Here is a 16,731-nt window from a genome sequence, read left to right on the forward strand (position 1 = left end):
CGGATTTAATCTTTTATAAACATTTCAACAACTATTATCCCATTGCCTTCCTTATTTTTTACTATTCCCACTCCAACCTTATTGTAGTAAGGATTTAAAATGTTTGCCCTGTGTCCTTCTGAGTTCATCAAGGAATAGTGAGCTTTTATAACATTAGAATTTAATGCTATATTTTCACCTGCCAAGTAGTAATTTATTCCAAATTTTTTCATCATGTCGAAAGGTGAGCCGTAAGTTGGAGAAGTATGAGAGAAATAGTTGTTTTCTTTAATGTCTTCTGCTTTTAGTCTGGCGACTTTACAAAGATTTTCGTCTATCTGAAGAGGATTTAAGTTGCGGCTTACTCTTTCTCGATTTATTAATTCTACTAAAGTTTTTTCCTCTTGAGAAAGAAAAATATTTGTTGTTTGAAGTGTTAACCCTTTATTTTGCGAAGTAGAACCATTGCTAGTAGTGGTATTAGAAGCATTTGATGGGTTTGATGTTGTTTGTTTAGCTGTGACATTATAAGAAACTGGTTGTTTTATAGTTATTAAGTTCTTTGAATTAGAAAATCTTATTGAATTATTTACTACAGTATTTTTAGTGAAATATCCATAAGAATAAAAAATTGAAGCACTGGCAGGATTTAAAGAAAAAATTATAGTTATTGCTATTAATACTGCTATTATTGATTTTATTTTCATTTTTATTACCTCCTCAAAATCATATATTCTACAAACAGTTGCAAATTCCTTCAAGTAATTTATGGTGAGATAGGAACATTGTATCAACTTTTACTTTGTTGGAATATACTGATTTTGAGGTGGTATTAGTGAAATATGGATTGATTGTCTTTTACTCTTATCAGCATGGTTTAATGGCAGAAAAAATGTTAAAGAAAAATAATATTCCGGTGGAGTTTGTACCAACTCCCAGAAGTATTACGGAAAGCTGTAGCCATTCTCTCAAGTTTGGATTAGAATCTTTACGAATAGTACAAAACCTTTTGCAAAGGCTCAACATTCCTTATAAGGGGATATACGAAGTAGAGAGAATTCCTGCGGGATATAAAATAGTCAAAATTATTTAATGTTCGTCGCTTTTTATAAATATACTTTTTATTTTTTGAAAAGTGCTGACATTTTGAAGAGATTCAAGCTTGCTGTTTAAAGTTATTATTTGATTTTGCAAATCTTTTATTTGTTTTTTAAGATTTTCATTTTCTCTTATCAAACTATTTACCATTGTATTGTAATTGTCCGCTTTAAGGGCAATTTTTATTTTTTCGTCATTTGTTTGTTTTAATAATTCTTGTAAATCGGCTATATTTTTGTTTTTTATTGTAATTTCAACATTTTTTCTGCTTAGTTCTTCTTCTAATCTTGTTTTTTCCTCCTTGATAGTTTCAAGCTTTTTTATTAGGATATTTAAATACTCCTGAACTTCTTTTATATAAAAAGTGAAGTAAGAATCTTTTTCTCCGTTTTTGCTGGTTAATGTGTACTGCAAAGAAGGAATTACTTCTCCTTTATCGTTTATAAATAAATAATTGCTTTGAAATTTGTCTATTGGGGTTTTTAACTTAAAAAAGTTGTATTCAGAAAAAGAAGGAGGAATTTTAAAAGGCTTGCACCAACTATTTCCTCCATCAGAGGACATGGTGGCAAAAAAGCTATCGTTTTGAAGGTAAGTGCACCATAAAGTATTTTCTAAAAGGGAGATATAGCAATTTTTAATATTTGTAGAATAAGCCAAAGTTATGGGACTACCCCAACTGCCTTTTGGCCAGCTTCCAGGGGTTTTCTTTCTATATTTTATTTCTTGAATTATATCTTCTTCTACCCATAAGGTATGTACATTTTTTTGCGAATCTACAGTTATTGTAGGATAGAATATTCCTTCTGCTTCTGAAATTAGAAATTTTGGCGACCAGTTATCTTTTACGTAGTAAAGATAATAAAGTTGGTTCTTATTTTTTTCTTTTGTAACATAAATTAAATGAATATTTTCCTCTTCATCAATGAATAAGTCATAAAAAGGAGTGAAAGAAATATTTTTTATAAGAGCTATATTATTGCCGCTCCAATTTTTGGCCCATTTTTGGTGTATTAAATGGACTTCTCTAGGATTATTAGAATTACTAATTGTAAAAAATATGTGAAGCGTTTTATTTTTTGTTAAAAGGTTAAAATTGCTTATATACGTTTTTTTATCTTTATAAGTGTATAAAGCTTTTCCTACCCATCCTTCTTTCTTTTGAATTAAAAAAACTATTTCTCCTTGTGAATTATAGTATATCAGGTTTAGTTTTCCTTCTTCGTCGTAACAAGCGTCAAAATCACTTAAACAGTCTTTTACAATGATTTCTTCTGTTGTTTTTCCATTTTCTATAGTGTTCAATAGGATTTTTCTATCTTTAAGATAAAGATACTGTAAAAAATCCTCATCTTTTTTAGTCACAATCTTGTCCATAAATTTCCCTCCCTTTGCTTAAATATATGCATAATGATTATTGAATAGAATTGACATGTTATTGACATGATGAAAGAAGGATTTTTGAGGTTAAGTGTAGAAATAAATAAAAAGATAAATCAAGCATCAATACACTCAAAAAGGAGGATAAAAATGGATTACGATGTAATAGTTTTAGGCGGAGGGCCTGGTGGCTATACTGCTGCTATTAGACTCAGCGAATTAGGGAAAAAAGTCGCTGTTGTAGAAGAATATTCGTTAGGGGGTACTTGTTTAAACAGAGGTTGCATACCGACGAAAGTCTATTCTCATGCGGCAGAGCTTATAAATGCCATAAAAGATGCTAAAGACTTTGGAATAATGGCCCAGTATGCAGTGGATATTGCAAAACTTCGTCAGAAAAAAGAAAGAGTAGTAAAAAGACTTGTCGGTGGAGTAGGCTATTTAATGAACTTACACCATATAGATGTTATAAAAGGGAGAGGTAGGTTTGTTGATGAAAATACTATAGAAGTTGATAAAAGATACACAGCAGAAAATTTTATAATTGCAACAGGTTCAAAGGTGTTTTTACCTCCTATTGAAGGGATTAACTTAGAAGGTGTTATTACAAGTGATAAAGCGTTAGAACTTGAAAGAATTCCTGAAAAAATTGTCATCATAGGGGCGGGAATTATAGGATTGGAATTTGCAAATATTTATTCTGCTTTAGGAAGTAAAGTTGTCATCATTGAAATGCTTCCTCAACTTTTGCCTATGTTAGATAGAGACATAGCAGATACGATGGAAAAAATTTTGAGGCATAAAAAATTTGAACTACATTTAAACAGTAAAGTAGAAAAGATAGAAGAAGGTTTAAAGGTAGTTTATACCACAGAAGGGAATACTCAGGTAGTGGAATGTGATACTGTTTTAGTCGCTGTAGGAAGAGTTGCCAATGTAAATGGAATTGAAGCTTTAAATCTTGATATGGATAAAAAGGGCATAAAAGTCGACTCCCACATGAGGACAAGCATAAAAAATATATATGCAATTGGAGATGTTACAGGAGGTATACAACTGGCTCACGTGGCTTCTTATCAAGGTATTGTAGCTGCTCACAATATAGCAGGGGAAGAAAAGGAAGCGGATTTAAGTATAGTTCCAAATTGTCTCTATACAAATCCTGAAATAGCGTGGGCAGGTTTGAATGAGGTTCAAGCAAGAGAAAAATTTGGAGATGTAAAAATAGGCACTTTCCCTTATACTGCTTTAGGAAGAGCAATGACTATGGGGCAAAACGATGGATTTGTTAAAATAATTGCGGAGGCAAAATACAATAGAGTAGTGGGGATGGAAATAATAGGGGCTGGTGCTACAGAGATAATTCATGAGGGTGTACTTGCCATAAAAGAAGAGTTCACATTAGAAGAATTAGCAGATGCAATTCATGCTCATCCTACGCTTTCAGAAAGCGTAAAAGAGGCAGCAGAAGACGCATTAGGAATGCCTATAAATAAAGGATAAGTTAAAGGAGAGATTCACTTGAGAAAAGGAGAAGTGTTAAAACTGGGAATTGTACCTTATATGGAGGGAAAAGAGATACAGCTTAAAGCCTTTGAAAGAGTTAAAAAGGGCGAGACGGACGGGATTCTTATATTGCTTCAACATCCACCAGTATATACTATAGGAGTTTCAGGTGGTTTTGACGAAAACATCCTTGTGCCTTTAGCGGAACTTAAGAAAAAAGCGGAGCTTTATAAAGTAGAAAGGGGAGGTAAAATAACTTTTCACGGACCAGGACAAATAGTTGCCTATCCTATATTTAATTTGGCAAAGTGGCAAAAAGATGTTCATCTTTTTGTTTATAAATTAGAAGAGACGATTATAAAACTCTTGGAGGAGTATGGTATAAAAGCGGGAAGGAAGCCTAAATATACCGGAGTATGGGTAGGAGATGAAAAGATATGCGCCATAGGTATCGCTGTTAGGCGATGGATTACTTGGCATGGAATAGCCTTTAATGTAAATACTGACCTTTCATATTTTGGCTTAATAAATGCCTGCGGCATCACTGAGTTTGGAGTTACTTCTATGCAAAAACTTGGAATAAATGAAGACATAGAAAAAGTAAAAGAAAAAATGGTTGATAAATTTAGTGAAGTATTTGGTATACACTTTAATGAGATAACTTTAGATAGATTGGCGGTGATTGATAATGCAAAAGCCTGAATGGCTCAAAGTGAGGCTATTAAACGAAGATTTAAACAGGATGGAAGCTTTTTTAAAAAGTATGTCTTTAAACACAGTTTGTCAAAGTGCCAATTGTCCCAACATGGGGGAATGCTTTGCGAGAAAGACAGCTACTTTTATGATTATGGGAAATATATGTACACGAAACTGTAGGTTTTGTGCGGTAGAAAAAGGCCATCCTCAGCCTCTTGATGAGGATGAACCGAGAAGAGTAGCTGAGGCTGCTCAAAAATTAGGATTAAAGCATGTGGTGGTTACTTGTGTTACAAGAGATGATTTGCCGGATGGTGGGGCATCACATTTTGCAAAGACAATCTATGAACTTAAAAAATTGCCAGGAGTTACAGTCGAGGTACTTGTATCTGATTTCATGGGCAAAGAGGAGTCTATTGCTAAAGTAGTAGAAGCCAAGCCAGATATAATAAATCACAATATAGAAACAGTGCCTAGACTTTATTCAAAAGTGAGGCCAAAAGCTGATTATTCAAGGTCTTTAAACCTTTTAAAAAAGTCAAAAGAACTAGACCCTTATATTCTTACTAAGTCAGGAATTATGGTGGGGCTTGGGGAAACAGAAGAAGAGGTTATACAAGTTATGAAAGACTTAAGAAGTGTTGATTGTGACATGATGACTATAGGACAGTATTTGAGACCTTCAGCAAAACATATAGAAGTAGCAGAATATGTTACTCCACAGCAATTTGAGAGATATGAAGAGATAGGATATGAATTAGGTTTTAAATACGTAGCTTCTGGTCCCTTAGTCAGAAGTTCTTATCATGCTGATGAGGGGTTGAAGGTGACAAAGGCTTAGTTTTTAAGCCTTTGTTTTTGCTTGAGGAGAATTTTAAAATGATTTAAGGGGGAGTGTCATGAAAGATTTTATATCTTTTATGGAGAGGGCTTGGTGGAGATACGTTAATGAGGGGGTAATTACTGAAGGCGTTAAAGAAGAGGTTAGAGAGTCATGGGAACTTTGTAAGTTCTATGGTGTAGACCCTTTTGGAGGCGTTGGAGAAATATTAGATGAAGATAACATGAAAATAAGGTTGAGGCAAAATGAGGATTTAATATCTGTTGCACATCCTATTATGGAAAATGTATATAAACAAGTAACTGGCTCGGGTTTTTTGTTTGTTCTGGTGGACAGGGACGGTTATCTTATTGACAGAATTGGCGATGATAGTATAATGGGAGAGACGAGAAAATTAAACTTTGTTGAAGGGGCTTTATGGACAGAAGAGGCAGTGGGGACTAATGCGATTGCTTTGGCTTTAAGACTTAATAAACCTATACAACTGGTGGGAGCCGAACATTATTGCATTACCCATCACATAGCCACATGCTCTGCAGCACCTATTCATGATGAAAACGGCAATATTATAGGATGCCTTGATATGACTGGATTAAAAGAAGACGCACATCCACATAATTTAGGTATTGTACTTGCTGGAGCTTGTTCTATTGAAAAGCAACTTGCGCTTATCAAATCTCATAAACTTATAGACGCTACTTTTGATTCTATTCACGAAGGCATGCTTATAATGGATCATAATTTTGTTGTTCAGAGGGTTAATGAAATAGCATTAAAGATATTAAATATTTCAAAGAAGGAAATTATAGGCATGCATATACAGTCCATACTTGAAGATGTGGATATAATTGAAGATATACTAAGTCAGACAGAACCCTATTACGATGTTGAATGTGTTTTTTATGGTCGAAACCAAAAAATACCATGTCGTATAAATGCTGTTCCTATAGTAGCTAACAGAAAAATTATAGGTACTGTTATAACTTTTAGAGAAGAGAAATATGTTCGTAATGTTGTTAATAAATTAGCAGGATTTAAAGCGAGTTATACATTTGAAGATATAATCACAAATGATGAAAATATGAAAAAAATCATAGAAACTGCTAAAAAAGCTGCGAGGAGTGATTGCAATATCCTTATAGAGGGTGAAAGTGGAACAGGTAAAGAACTTTTTGCGCAAGCAATTCATAACTATAGTAAACGTTCAAAAGGGCCATTTATTGCAGTAAACTGTGCTTCTATACCACGAGAATTAGTAGAAAGTGAGCTTTTTGGGTACGAAAGAGGAGCGTTTACTGGGGCAAATAAAGAAGGTAAACCTGGTAAATTTGAACTTGCTGACAATGGAACGATATTTTTAGATGAAATTGGAGAGTTGCCCTATGAGGTGCAATCTAAACTTTTAAGAGTGCTGGATAACCATAAAATTGTAAGGGTAGGCGGTACTGAGGAAAAGAAATTGAATGTAAGGGTTATTGCGGCAACTAATAGGAATTTAAGTGAAGAAGTGAATAAAAAGAATTTTAGAAATGATTTATATTATAGGATAAATGTCATAAAAATAAACATCCCTCCTTTAAGAGAGAGAAAAGGAGACGTTGAACTTCTTGCTAAAGTGTTTGTAGAACGACTTAATAGATATAATGCTTTAAGCGTTTCAGATTATAAGGTTTTAAGCGAATCGTTTATAGAACGATTGATGAATTACAACTGGCCAGGAAATGTTCGAGAGTTACAAAATGTTATCGACAGGGCGTATTACCTTACGGAAGGCAAAGTAATTATCGAAGAGTATTTCCCTGAAAATATAAGTGAAAATAGTAATGCACAACAGGAAAATAATACTACAGTCTTTCCAATTGAAGTTATTGAAGAAAAAAACATAAGAGAAGCACTAAAAATAGCCAAGGGTAATATATTGAAGGCAGCTGAAATGTTAAATTTGAGTAGAGCTACTATTTATAGAAAGATAAAAAAATACAATATAAGTGTAAAGGAATTGCTGTCTCAAATTGAGACTAAATAAAAGGAATCTCAAAATGAGACAAATGATTTTGTATAAATATGAGATTGATAATTTATTAACCCTTAATTTAAGGGGTTTTTTATTTTGGCATGAAATTTGAATATTAATTTTAATAGCATTGTTTTTGATAAAAAATTTTAAGAAATGGAGGCGGTACTTATTAAAAGGTTTATAGTCGAGTTTGGATATGGAGTAGATTTACACGGTCAAGATGTCAATAAAGCTGCTCAAAAGGCAGTAAAAGATGCGATATCTCATAGTTGTCTATGTGGACTTACGGAAATATTGGGTGTTGACTTAAATGAGATAGTTGTAGAGGCTACAGTGGCAGTATCAAGGCCAGAAGAAATTGAAGAAGAAGGAATAAAGGCTGTACTTCCCATTGGGGAAAAATATGTAAAAGCAATAAAAGGGGGGATGAGGGTAGCAGGAATAAAAGAGCCGGAATTTGGAGACAAAGATGACACCATTGAAGTTGCAGTGGCTTGCATAACGGTAAATATAAAATGAGGAGGAGATGAATAGTTATGGAAATTTCAAGAGATGTTCTTCTTGATATGTACACCAGAATGGTTAAAATCAGGAAGTTTGAAGAAAAAGTCGCGGAACTATTTGCTCAGGGGAAGGTTTTAGGTTTTGTACATTTATACATTGGTGAAGAGGCTACAGCTGTCGGTGTATGCGAAAATTTAGAGGATAAAGACTATATTACCAGTACTCACAGAGGTCATGGTCATTTAATAGCAAAAGGTGGCGATCTAAAATATATGATGGCCGAATTATATGGCAAAGAAACGGGATACTGTAAAGGGAAAGGCGGATCTATGCATATAGCGGATGCCACTAAAGGAATTTTAGGAGCTAATGGTATTGTAGGTGGAGGTTTTCCTATTGCAGCGGGTGCAGCTCTTTCCGCTAAAATGAGAGGAACTGATCAGGTGGCAGTATGTTTCTTTGGTGATGGCGCCTCCAACCAGAGTACTTTTCACGAGGCGTTGAATATAGCCTCTATATGGAAGTTACCAGTAGTGTTTGTCTGTGAAAACAACCTTTATGGTATATCTATGAGGCAGGATAAGCACCAAGCTATCAAAGATGTAGCTGACAGAGCTATTGGTTATGGTATTCCTGGGGTTACGGTGGATGGAAACGATGTATTGGCAGTGTATGAAGTAGCAAAAGAAGCTATAAACAGGGCTAGAAGTGGCGCCGGTCCGACTTTAGTTGAATGTAAAACGTATAGATATAGAGGGCATTTTGAAGGGGATCCTACTATTTATAGGTCTAAAGAAGAAGTGGAAGAATGGTTGGCAAAAGATCCAATACTTCGATTAAGTAAACATATACTCGACAATGATGTGGCAACTGAGAAAGAATTAAAAGATATAGAGGCAAGGATAGTTGAAGAGGTAGAAGAAGCGGTAAGGTTTGCTGAAGAAAGCCCATATCCAAAAGAAGAGGCAGCGGTAGAGGATGTTTATACAGATATAGTAGAGGAGGTAAGGGTAAGATGAGGAATATGACGTATGCAGAGGCTTTAAGAGAAGCTATTTTAAATGAGATGAGAAGAGACCCGGCAGTGTTTTTATTAGGAGAAGATATTGGGAGATTTGGAGGGACTTTTGGCGTAACTCGCGGCTTGATAGATGAATTTGGAGAGGACAGAGTAAGAGATACTCCTATTTCAGAAACAGCAATTACAGGTGTTTCGATAGGAGCTGCAGCTACTGGCATGCGACCTGTTGCTGAGCTTATGTTTATGGATTTTGTAACAGTGGCAATGGACCAGCTTGTCAATCAGGCTGCAAAAATGAGGTATATGTTTGGCGGGAAAATCACAATACCTATGGTTTTAAGAATGCCAGCAGGTGCAGGAATACAAGCAGCAGCTCAGCATTCACAAAGCCTTGAAGCGTGGTTTACTCATGTGCCGGGATTAAAGGTGGTTTATCCTTCTACTCCTAAAGATGCTTTAGGTCTAATGATATCTGCAATACGTGATGACAACCCGGTGGTTTTTGTGGAACATAAAGTTTTGTACAGTATGAAAGGGGATGTTCCTGATACTAATGAACCCATACCTCTTGGAGTAGCAGATATCAAAAGAGAAGGCAGCGACGTTACCGTAGTTGCAACAGGTCTCATGGTCCATAAAGCGTTAAAAGCAGCAGAAATATTGTCAAAAGAGGGTATAGAAGTGGAAGTAATAGACCCGAGGACTTTGTTCCCTCTTGACAAAGAAAAAATTTTTAATTCCCTAAAAAAGACTCACAAGATAGTAATAGTTACAGAAGAAGTTAAGAGGGGTAGCTGGAGCGGTGAGTTAGCAGCATTGATAGCTGAAGAAATGTTTGATTATCTAGATGCACAGATAGTACGCATTGGAGCTTTAAATACAGCAATTCCATTTACGACGGTTCTTGAGAATGTTGTAATCCCTAATGAAGAAGATATAATAAAGGCGGTAAGGGCAATAGCATAGGACGTAAAGCATTTTGTTTGATAAATATAAGGAGGCAGACATGAAAACCATAGGGATAATTGCAAATCCGTCATCGGGGAAAGATATAAGGCGATTGGTTGCACATGCGACGGTAATTGATAATTATGAAAAGGTAAACATAGTAGAAAGAATTATATTGGCTGCTCAAAAATTTGGTACTGAGAAAATATATATAATGCCTGACACTTATGAAATTGGATATAAAGCCAAAAATAACTTAATTTATTTAAAACAATTGGGAATAGATGTGGAGATACTTGATATGACTATAACTGGTAGTTTTGCAGATACAATGGTAGCTACGAAAATAATGGAACAATTTGGTGTGGGATGCATTGTTTCATTAGGGGGGGATGGAACCAACAGAGTTATTGCAAAAGTGATTAACGAGACACCACTTTTGCCAATTTCGACAGGTACCAATAATGTATATCCTATGATGTTGGAAGGAACTATAGCTGGCATTGTAGCTTCTGTAGTATCTTCTGGTAAATTTGACAAAGAGATATTGTGTAAAAGAGACAAAAGATTAGAAATATACAAAAACGGTAAGTTAATAGACATTGCTTTGATAGATGCTGTAATCTCTAAAGAGAACTTTACAGGTACTAAGGCAATTTGGGATATATCGACAATAACTGATATTTTTGTTACAAGGGCTCACCCTAATAACATCGGCTTTTCTTCTGTAGCTGGTTATAAAACAACATTGTCAGAAGATGAGGATGGAGGTATATATGTAAAAATAGGGGAAAGCCCGGAGTCGGTCATGGCGCCTATAGCTCCGGGCGTCGTTGAAAAAGTAGGGATAATTGATTGTAAAAGATTGAACATGGATACAGATTATTCTTATGAGGTGATGGAAAAAGGTACTATTGCGTTGGATGGAGAAAGAGAAGTGATAATAAAAGAAGGTGATATATTAATTTTTAGAATATCGCGGAATGGACCTTATCGAGTTAATGTAACAAAAACGCTTGAAATTGCACAGCAAATAGGATTTTTTGTAAAGAGGTGATTTTATGCCGGTAAATGTAGTGATGCCTAAATTGGGACTTACAATGAAAGAAGGCAGAGTAGATAGATGGCTTAAAAAAGTTGGTGATATTGTAAAAAAAGGAGAAGAGATTGTCGAGGTTTCTACAGATAAGATTACCAATGTTGTAGAATCTCCAGCGGATGGAATTTTGGCGAAGATCTTAGTAAATGAAGGAGAAATTGTACCAGTAGCTACTCCTATTGGAATAATTACAGCTGAAGGGGAAAAGTTAGAAGAAGTAGAAAAAAGTGAGGAAAAGTTTATAAAAGCTACTCCAGTAGCAAAAAGGTTGGCGAAGGAGAATAACATAGACCTTTCTTTAATAACTGGAACAGGACCAGGTGGAAGGATTACTGAAGAAGACGTAAAAAAGTTTATTTCTGAGCAAAAAGTAAAAACAGAAGAAGAGGGACCAAAAAAAGAAGTAGCAGTAATAGAAGGACAAGCATTGGAAAAAGTTGAAAGAATGCCAATGGACAATATTCGCAAAACCATAAGTCAAAGGATGAAAAAAAGCTGGTCAGAAATTCCTCATGTTACAGAAGATATTAAAGTGGATGTGACAGAACTGGTTAACTTAAGAGAAAATTTAAATCATATTAGCGATAATAAATTTACTTATACCGATTTAATTGCAAAAGCATGTGTAATAGCTATAAAGAAAAATCCTGTAGTTAACTGGTCTATAGAAGGTGAATATATAATTAAAAATAGCAGTATAAATCTCGGAATTGCAGTGGCTTTAGATAATGGTTTAATAGTTCCTGTAGTGAAAGAGGCGGACAAAAAGAGTCTATTAGAATTGTCAAAAAATATAAAAGAATTAAGTGAAAGAGCGAGAAATAATAAGCTTACTCCAGACGAAATAATCGGAAGTACATTTACTATCACTAACCTTGGAATGTATGAAATAGATAGTTTCACGCCTATTATAAATCCGCCCGAAAGTGCTATATTGGGTGTCAACAAAATATATAAAGAACCAGTTGTTCTAGACGACAATATTGTTATAAGGCATATTATAAAACTTAGCCTTTCTTTTGACCATCGATTAATAGATGGGGCTACCGCTGCTAAATTTTTGCTTGACTTAAAGAAAACATTAGAGAATCCACTATCTTTACTTATTTAAATTAAAATTTTAAATAAAGCAAGCTGATGTTGAAAATAAAGTTATATTTTCACATTGGCTTGTTTTATTTGATACTGAAATAAATAACAAATACGTTGAGTTGATTCGACTTTTTGAAATTTTTTGATATTACATGAATTTATGATATAATAAAATCAATACATAAGGAGAGGGGATGTTAGTTATGCCTGAGTTTGGAACTCCTTTTTCTGGACTCACTGAAAAAAGGAAGGTCACCCATGAAGAGTTGGTACGGGCTATACGCTTTATGGTGGCGGCAGAGTATGAGGCAATTCAACTTTATACTCAGTTGGCAGAAGCTACTGATAATGAATTAGCAAAAGCAGTTTTAATGGACATAGCAGATGAGGAAAAAGTGCATGCGGGAGAGTTTTTGAGGCTTTTGAAAGAACTAGCTCCTGATGAGGAAAAATTTTACGAAGAAGGGGCAAAAGAAGTAGAAGAAATGATTGAAAAGATTAAATAAAAGAAGGAGTTTGCGTTTATAGATGATTGAAAAATCAGGAACAATTTATGTGGCAAGCTAAAATAAGTACCTCAATCGAGGTACTTATTTTTTTGATTTTTTGTAACAGTCTAATACATTAAAACGTATATTGTAGATAGATAAGATAATTTAAGTTAATAAAAGCTGTAACTGTAAAGGGGGAAATAATATGGCTTTTTCTAAAAAAATGGTGGGGCAGCAAGAGATAGTGCCAGGCCCTGTACAGCCAGGGCAACTTCCAGAACCTACAGAAATAGCTTGCATTGAAGTGACTAAGATATATGATGCTTGTTCGCAGAGACTATGCCTTGATAATATACCTCCTATTACGTTTGTACCAACAAGTCTAACTTTAACTCCTTCTTTTGGAGGATGTGAAAATATAACAGTATCTTTGGTAACGCCGCCGGGTTTTGTGATAACTCCACTTCCGGATAGGCCAGGATTTGCGAGGGTAGAAGCAACTTTTCAAGTGACTTATGATATTGTGATTAACTATCCGGATGGAACCACACAAACATTGCCAGGAAATATTACTACTTTCAACAAAGATATTGTACTTTACGTGCCAGACCCAAATGTAGCGATAATGAAATACGAGGCGTTAGCAGAGTGCTTGTATGGAAAGGTTAATCTAGGAGTTACTACCACTGTAGAAGTGATAATTGGAGTATGGATTGTGATAAAATCCGCAGTAGATGTACAATTATTAGTTCCTTCTTATGGATTCTGTCCTACTCCAGCAGCTTGTGAAGAATTTACAACAGATGTATGTGAGATTTTCTACAAAAAGCCTTTCCCATCTTTTGAGCCGCCACAAATGTATCAAAATCCTTATTAAAAGCCAGCAAATTAGCTGGCTTTTTTACATAGGAATTGACTCTTTGCAAATTTTGTGGCAAAGTTAATATATAAGGAATTAAATTAGTAAAGGGTGTGTTGTAAATGGGCGATAATTTGAGAAATGATATTTTGATGAGATTAAAGACGATAAAAGGGCACATAGCAGGGATAGAAAAAATGGTAGAAGAGTCAAAAAGTTGTGAGGAAATTTTATTGCAGATAGCAGCTGTAAAAGCTTCTTTAGAAAAAGTGGGCATGTCTATAATACAAGAGCATGCTAAGGAGTGTATATTAGCAAGTGAAGATGGAAAGGCTACCTATGAAGAAGTACAGCGAACTATTAATTTGTTAATCAAGTTTGCAAAATAGATAAAAGGGATGATGTCTATGGAAGTATACCTTGACAACAGTGCTACTACACGAGTTAGGAAAGAAGTTATAGAGAAAATGGTAGAGGTTTTAGAAAATGAATATGGCAATCCTTCTTCGTTACATTTGAAAGGGTATCAGGCTGAAAAATTGATGAAGGAAGCAAGAGAAAATGTTGCTAAACTAATTAACGGAGATATTGAGGGGATTGTTTTTACTTCTGGTGGTACAGAATCAAACAATCTTGCTTTAATTGGAGTAGCGGAGAGTTTGAGAAAAAAGGGTAATCATATAATTTCTTCCGCTATTGAACATCCCTCTGTACTTAATGTGCTAAAATATTTAGAGGAAAATGGCTTTGAAGTAACCTATTTAGCTGTGGATAAAACAGGAAAAGTAGATGTAAAAGACTTAAAAAGAGCTATAACTGACAAAACGATTCTCATTTCAATTATGGCTGTTAACAATGAAATAGGTACGATTGAGCCAATAGAGGAAATAGGTGAAATAGCAAAGGAAAGAGGTATAATTTTTCATGTTGATGCTATACAGGCAGTGGGAAAAATAAATATAGATCTAAAAAAGCAAAATTTAGATATGATTTCTTTAAGCAGTCATAAAATACACGGTCCTAAAGGAGTAGGAGCCTTATATATTGATAAATCAGTAAAGATTAGGCCAATAATTTTTGGAGGGGGACAAGAAAAAAATTTAAGGTCTGGGACAGAAAATATGCCAGGAATTGTGGGATTTGGTGTGGCTAGCAAATTAGCCAAAGAAAATTTCCACGGTAATGTAAGCAAATTAATGACCTTAAAGAAGCGACTTTATCAAGGCATAGTTTCTGAAATAAAAGATGTTCATTTAAACGGGCCAAATGTTGAAGAGGGAGCGCCACATATACTCAATATTTCTTTTGCCGGTGTGAGGGGAGAGGTGCTTTTACACGCTCTTGAAGAAAAGGGCATATATGTTTCTACGGGATCGGCTTGTTCTTCCAAAAAGAAAGGACAAAGTCATGTTTTAAAAGCGATAGGTCTTAAAGAGGACCTTATTGAAAGCGCTATAAGATTTTCCATTGGAATTTTTAATACAGAAGAAGAAATTGACTATACTATATCAGTGTTAAAAGAAAAAGTGAATTTTTTAAGAAAGTATAAACGGAGGTAAAATATGCAAGACATATTATTGATTAAATATGGAGAATTAGCTTTAAAAGGAGATAATAGGTCTTTTTTTGAAAATAAATTGATAAAAAATATAAAACATGCTCTTTCTGACTTTAAGGAAGTTAAAGTTGAAAAAACTCATGGCAGAATTTATGTAGAATGTGATGGAGATATTGAAGAGGTAATAGAAAGATTAAAAAAAGTCTTTGGTATTGTAGGAATAACAAAAGCTAAAAAAACCGATTTAAACTTGGATGAAATATTTAAAGCTGCAGTAGAACTTATGAAAGGACACGAAGGAAAGACTTTTAAAGTAGAGACTAAGAGGCCAAATAAGTCTTTTCCTTATAACAGCATGGAGGTCAGCCGCAGAGTAGGAGCAGCAGTATTGAAAAATATCAAAAACTTAAAAGTAGATGTCCATAATCCTGATGTGCTTTTAAATGTAGAGATAAGAGAAATGGCTTTTGTATACGCGGGAGTGATTGAGGGAATAGGAGGCCTTCCTCTTGGGACAAACGGTAAAGCGACTGTACTTTTGTCAGGAGGAATTGACAGTCCTGTAGCTGCTTGGATGATGATGAAAAGAGGCGTAGAAGTAGAAGCAGTTTATTTTCACAGCCCTCCTTATACTTCTGAAAGGGCTAAAGACAAAGTTGTAGATTTGTGCAAAGTCCTTTCTCAATATGGACAAAGGATAAAATTACACGTAGTTCACTTTACTGATTTGCAATTAGAAATTTATGAGAAATGTCCACCTAAATTTACTACTATAATTATGAGAAGAATGATGATGAAGATAGCAGAAAAAATTGCTCAAAAAAATGGTTCTATGGCTCTAATCACAGGGGAAAGTTTAGGACAAGTTGCAAGCCAAACGATTGAAAGTTTATATGTAACCAATGCTTCTGTCTCTATGCCAATATTTAGACCTCTTATTGGGATGGATAAGACAGAGATTATAGATTTAGCTCAAAAGATTAGTACGTTTGAGATCTCTATAAGACCCTATGAAGATTGTTGCACTATCTTTGTGCCAAAACATCCTGCTACAAAGCCTAAGTTAGACAAAGTAATTGAAGCAGAAGAAAAAATGGAATATCAAAAATACATTGATGATTTTGAAGAAGAGGTTATAGAAGTTTAAGCCAAGCAGCTTTGCTTGGTTTATTTTTAACCTTTAAAAAATTAATTTTTTTAAACTAAAACTTAAAATAATTTAAAATTTTTATTGGCATTTTTAAAATAAGTGTTATAATAAAAACAAGATGACGAATGAGAACAGGTTTTTTATAATAAACTTGTCTTTTAAGAGGTGATATTAATGAATGAAGTAATAGGTAGATGTCCAGTTTGCAGTGAAAAAATGGTGGTAACAAGGCTGGAATGTCCTCAATGTGGAACAGCAATTGAAGGCAAATTTGAACTTTGTAAATTTTGCTATTTGTCAAAAGAGCAAAGAGATTTTTTGGAACTTTTCATAAGGACGAGAGGAAATATAAGGGAAATGGAAAAAGAATTAGGTTTATCCTATCCTACCATCAAAAATAAATTGGATAATTTAATTGCTGCTTTAGGATATAAAGTTGAGAAAGGGCCAAGAGTAGACAAAAAAGAGTAACGTATAAAAATCGCCATAAAA

18 protein-coding genes are annotated in these 16,731 nt (G+C 34.4%); 16 read left to right on the forward strand and 2 right to left on the reverse strand.

Features of this window, described 5'->3' with window-relative positions:
- Positions 1 to 5: 5 nt before the first annotated feature.
- Positions 6 to 686: a CAP domain-containing protein gene (locus THEBR_RS04015; protein WP_012269172.1), complete on the reverse strand. Its 681-nt coding sequence runs from the start codon at positions 684 to 686 to the stop codon at positions 6 to 8.
- Between the two features lie 128 nt (positions 687 to 814).
- On the opposite strand from THEBR_RS04015, the gene THEBR_RS04020 reads away from it, so the two are divergent.
- Positions 815 to 1,072 carry a putative Se/S carrier protein gene (locus tag THEBR_RS04020; RefSeq protein ID WP_012269173.1) on the forward strand — a complete coding sequence of 86 codons (258 nt, stop codon included), beginning with the start codon at positions 815 to 817 and terminating at the stop codon, positions 1,070 to 1,072.
- On the opposite strand, the gene THEBR_RS04025 is transcribed toward THEBR_RS04020, so the two are convergent.
- A complete protein-coding gene (locus THEBR_RS04025) occupies positions 1,069 to 2,454 on the reverse strand; it encodes a coiled-coil domain-containing protein (RefSeq protein WP_012269174.1) in 1,386 nt (461 codons plus the stop codon). The two genes, THEBR_RS04020 and THEBR_RS04025, sit on opposite strands and share 4 nt — an antisense overlap.
- A gap of 153 nt (positions 2,455 to 2,607) precedes the next feature.
- On the opposite strand from THEBR_RS04025, the gene lpdA reads away from it, so the two are divergent.
- From lpdA to THEBR_RS04100, 15 genes are all read left to right on the forward strand, one after another.
- Entirely contained in the window at positions 2,608 to 3,960 is a 1,353-nt protein-coding gene (lpdA, locus tag THEBR_RS04030) for a dihydrolipoyl dehydrogenase (protein ID WP_013570797.1), read from the forward strand.
- Positions 3,961 to 3,978: 18 nt separating this feature from the next.
- Complete coding sequence (gene lipB / locus THEBR_RS04035; RefSeq protein ID WP_012269176.1) at positions 3,979 to 4,665, forward strand: lipoyl(octanoyl) transferase LipB; 687 nt, start codon at positions 3,979 to 3,981, stop codon at positions 4,663 to 4,665.
- The gene (lipA, locus tag THEBR_RS04040) at positions 4,652 to 5,500 is read left to right on the forward strand and encodes a lipoyl synthase (RefSeq protein ID WP_003870171.1); all 849 of its coding nucleotides are present in this window, start codon (positions 4,652 to 4,654) and stop codon (positions 5,498 to 5,500) included. Before lipB ends, lipA begins: the two co-directional genes overlap by 14 nt.
- Positions 5,501 to 5,558: 58 nt before the next feature.
- A complete protein-coding gene (locus THEBR_RS04045) occupies positions 5,559 to 7,526 on the forward strand; it encodes a sigma-54-dependent Fis family transcriptional regulator (RefSeq protein WP_003870170.1) in 1,968 nt (655 codons plus the stop codon).
- Positions 7,527 to 7,670: 144 nt separating this feature from the next.
- Positions 7,671 to 8,036 carry a Lin0512 family protein gene (locus THEBR_RS04050; RefSeq protein ID WP_003867261.1) on the forward strand — a complete coding sequence of 122 codons (366 nt, stop codon included), beginning with the start codon at positions 7,671 to 7,673 and terminating at the stop codon, positions 8,034 to 8,036.
- Positions 8,037 to 8,053: 17 nt separating this feature from the next.
- Positions 8,054 to 9,040: a pyruvate dehydrogenase (acetyl-transferring) E1 component subunit alpha gene (gene pdhA, locus THEBR_RS04055; RefSeq protein ID WP_003867262.1), complete on the forward strand. Its 987-nt coding sequence runs from the start codon at positions 8,054 to 8,056 to the stop codon at positions 9,038 to 9,040.
- Complete coding sequence (locus tag THEBR_RS04060; protein WP_004401866.1) at positions 9,037 to 10,008, forward strand: alpha-ketoacid dehydrogenase subunit beta; 972 nt, start codon at positions 9,037 to 9,039, stop codon at positions 10,006 to 10,008. Before pdhA ends, THEBR_RS04060 begins: the two co-directional genes overlap by 4 nt.
- A 40-nt stretch (positions 10,009 to 10,048) precedes the next feature.
- Entirely contained in the window at positions 10,049 to 11,047 is a 999-nt protein-coding gene (locus tag THEBR_RS04065) for an ATP-NAD kinase family protein (protein ID WP_004401864.1), read from the forward strand.
- A gap of 4 nt (positions 11,048 to 11,051) precedes the next feature.
- A complete protein-coding gene (locus THEBR_RS04070) occupies positions 11,052 to 12,200 on the forward strand; it encodes a dihydrolipoamide acetyltransferase family protein (protein WP_004401863.1) in 1,149 nt (382 codons plus the stop codon).
- Between the two features lie 175 nt (positions 12,201 to 12,375).
- Positions 12,376 to 12,687, forward strand: a complete 312-nt coding sequence (locus THEBR_RS04075) for a ferritin family protein (protein WP_003870164.1) — start codon at positions 12,376 to 12,378, stop codon at positions 12,685 to 12,687.
- Between the two features lie 190 nt (positions 12,688 to 12,877).
- Positions 12,878 to 13,549 carry a hypothetical protein gene (locus THEBR_RS04080; RefSeq protein ID WP_003870163.1) on the forward strand — a complete coding sequence of 224 codons (672 nt, stop codon included), beginning with the start codon at positions 12,878 to 12,880 and terminating at the stop codon, positions 13,547 to 13,549.
- Between the two features lie 104 nt (positions 13,550 to 13,653).
- Positions 13,654 to 13,920 (forward strand): metal-sensitive transcriptional regulator, encoded by a 267-nt coding sequence (locus tag THEBR_RS04085; protein WP_003870161.1) that lies wholly within the window; start codon positions 13,654 to 13,656, stop codon positions 13,918 to 13,920.
- A gap of 18 nt (positions 13,921 to 13,938) precedes the next feature.
- On the forward strand, positions 13,939 to 15,090 hold the full coding sequence (locus THEBR_RS04090) for a cysteine desulfurase family protein (protein ID WP_012269177.1): 1,152 nt from the start codon (positions 13,939 to 13,941) through the stop codon (positions 15,088 to 15,090).
- A 3-nt stretch (positions 15,091 to 15,093) separates the two neighbouring features.
- Positions 15,094 to 16,236 (forward strand): tRNA uracil 4-sulfurtransferase ThiI, encoded by a 1,143-nt coding sequence (thiI, locus tag THEBR_RS04095; RefSeq protein ID WP_012269178.1) that lies wholly within the window; start codon positions 15,094 to 15,096, stop codon positions 16,234 to 16,236.
- Positions 16,237 to 16,413: 177 nt separating this feature from the next.
- A complete protein-coding gene (locus tag THEBR_RS04100) occupies positions 16,414 to 16,710 on the forward strand; it encodes a DUF2089 domain-containing protein (RefSeq protein ID WP_012269179.1) in 297 nt (98 codons plus the stop codon).
- Positions 16,711 to 16,731 lie beyond the last annotated feature (21 nt).

The sequence above is a fragment of the Thermoanaerobacter brockii subsp. finnii Ako-1 genome (assembly GCF_000175295.2).
GTDB classification, from domain to species: domain Bacteria; phylum Bacillota; class Thermoanaerobacteria; order Thermoanaerobacterales; family Thermoanaerobacteraceae; genus Thermoanaerobacter; species Thermoanaerobacter pseudethanolicus.

Coding starts and splice junctions, on each gene's coding strand:
- lpdA (WP_013570797.1), top strand. CDS start 2,608: ATGGATTACGATGTAATAGTTTTAGGCGGAGGGCCTGGTGGCTATACT.
- lipA (WP_003870171.1), top strand. CDS start 4,652: ATGCAAAAGCCTGAATGGCTCAAAGTGAGGCTATTAAACGAAGATTTA.
- THEBR_RS04025 (WP_012269174.1), bottom strand. CDS start 2,454: ATGGACAAGATTGTGACTAAAAAAGATGAGGATTTTTTACAGTATCTT.
- THEBR_RS04085 (WP_003870161.1), top strand. CDS start 13,654: ATGGGCGATAATTTGAGAAATGATATTTTGATGAGATTAAAGACGATA.
- THEBR_RS04050 (WP_003867261.1), top strand. CDS start 7,671: ATGGAGGCGGTACTTATTAAAAGGTTTATAGTCGAGTTTGGATATGGA.
- THEBR_RS04015 (WP_012269172.1), bottom strand. CDS start 686: ATGAAAATAAAATCAATAATAGCAGTATTAATAGCAATAACTATAATT.
- THEBR_RS04060 (WP_004401866.1), top strand. CDS start 9,037: ATGAGGAATATGACGTATGCAGAGGCTTTAAGAGAAGCTATTTTAAAT.
- THEBR_RS04045 (WP_003870170.1), top strand. CDS start 5,559: ATGAAAGATTTTATATCTTTTATGGAGAGGGCTTGGTGGAGATACGTT.
- THEBR_RS04070 (WP_004401863.1), top strand. CDS start 11,052: ATGCCGGTAAATGTAGTGATGCCTAAATTGGGACTTACAATGAAAGAA.
- THEBR_RS04100 (WP_012269179.1), top strand. CDS start 16,414: ATGAATGAAGTAATAGGTAGATGTCCAGTTTGCAGTGAAAAAATGGTG.
- thiI (WP_012269178.1), top strand. CDS start 15,094: ATGCAAGACATATTATTGATTAAATATGGAGAATTAGCTTTAAAAGGA.
- THEBR_RS04065 (WP_004401864.1), top strand. CDS start 10,049: ATGAAAACCATAGGGATAATTGCAAATCCGTCATCGGGGAAAGATATA.
- pdhA (WP_003867262.1), top strand. CDS start 8,054: ATGGAAATTTCAAGAGATGTTCTTCTTGATATGTACACCAGAATGGTT.
- THEBR_RS04090 (WP_012269177.1), top strand. CDS start 13,939: ATGGAAGTATACCTTGACAACAGTGCTACTACACGAGTTAGGAAAGAA.
- THEBR_RS04075 (WP_003870164.1), top strand. CDS start 12,376: ATGTTAGTTATGCCTGAGTTTGGAACTCCTTTTTCTGGACTCACTGAA.
- THEBR_RS04080 (WP_003870163.1), top strand. CDS start 12,878: ATGGCTTTTTCTAAAAAAATGGTGGGGCAGCAAGAGATAGTGCCAGGC.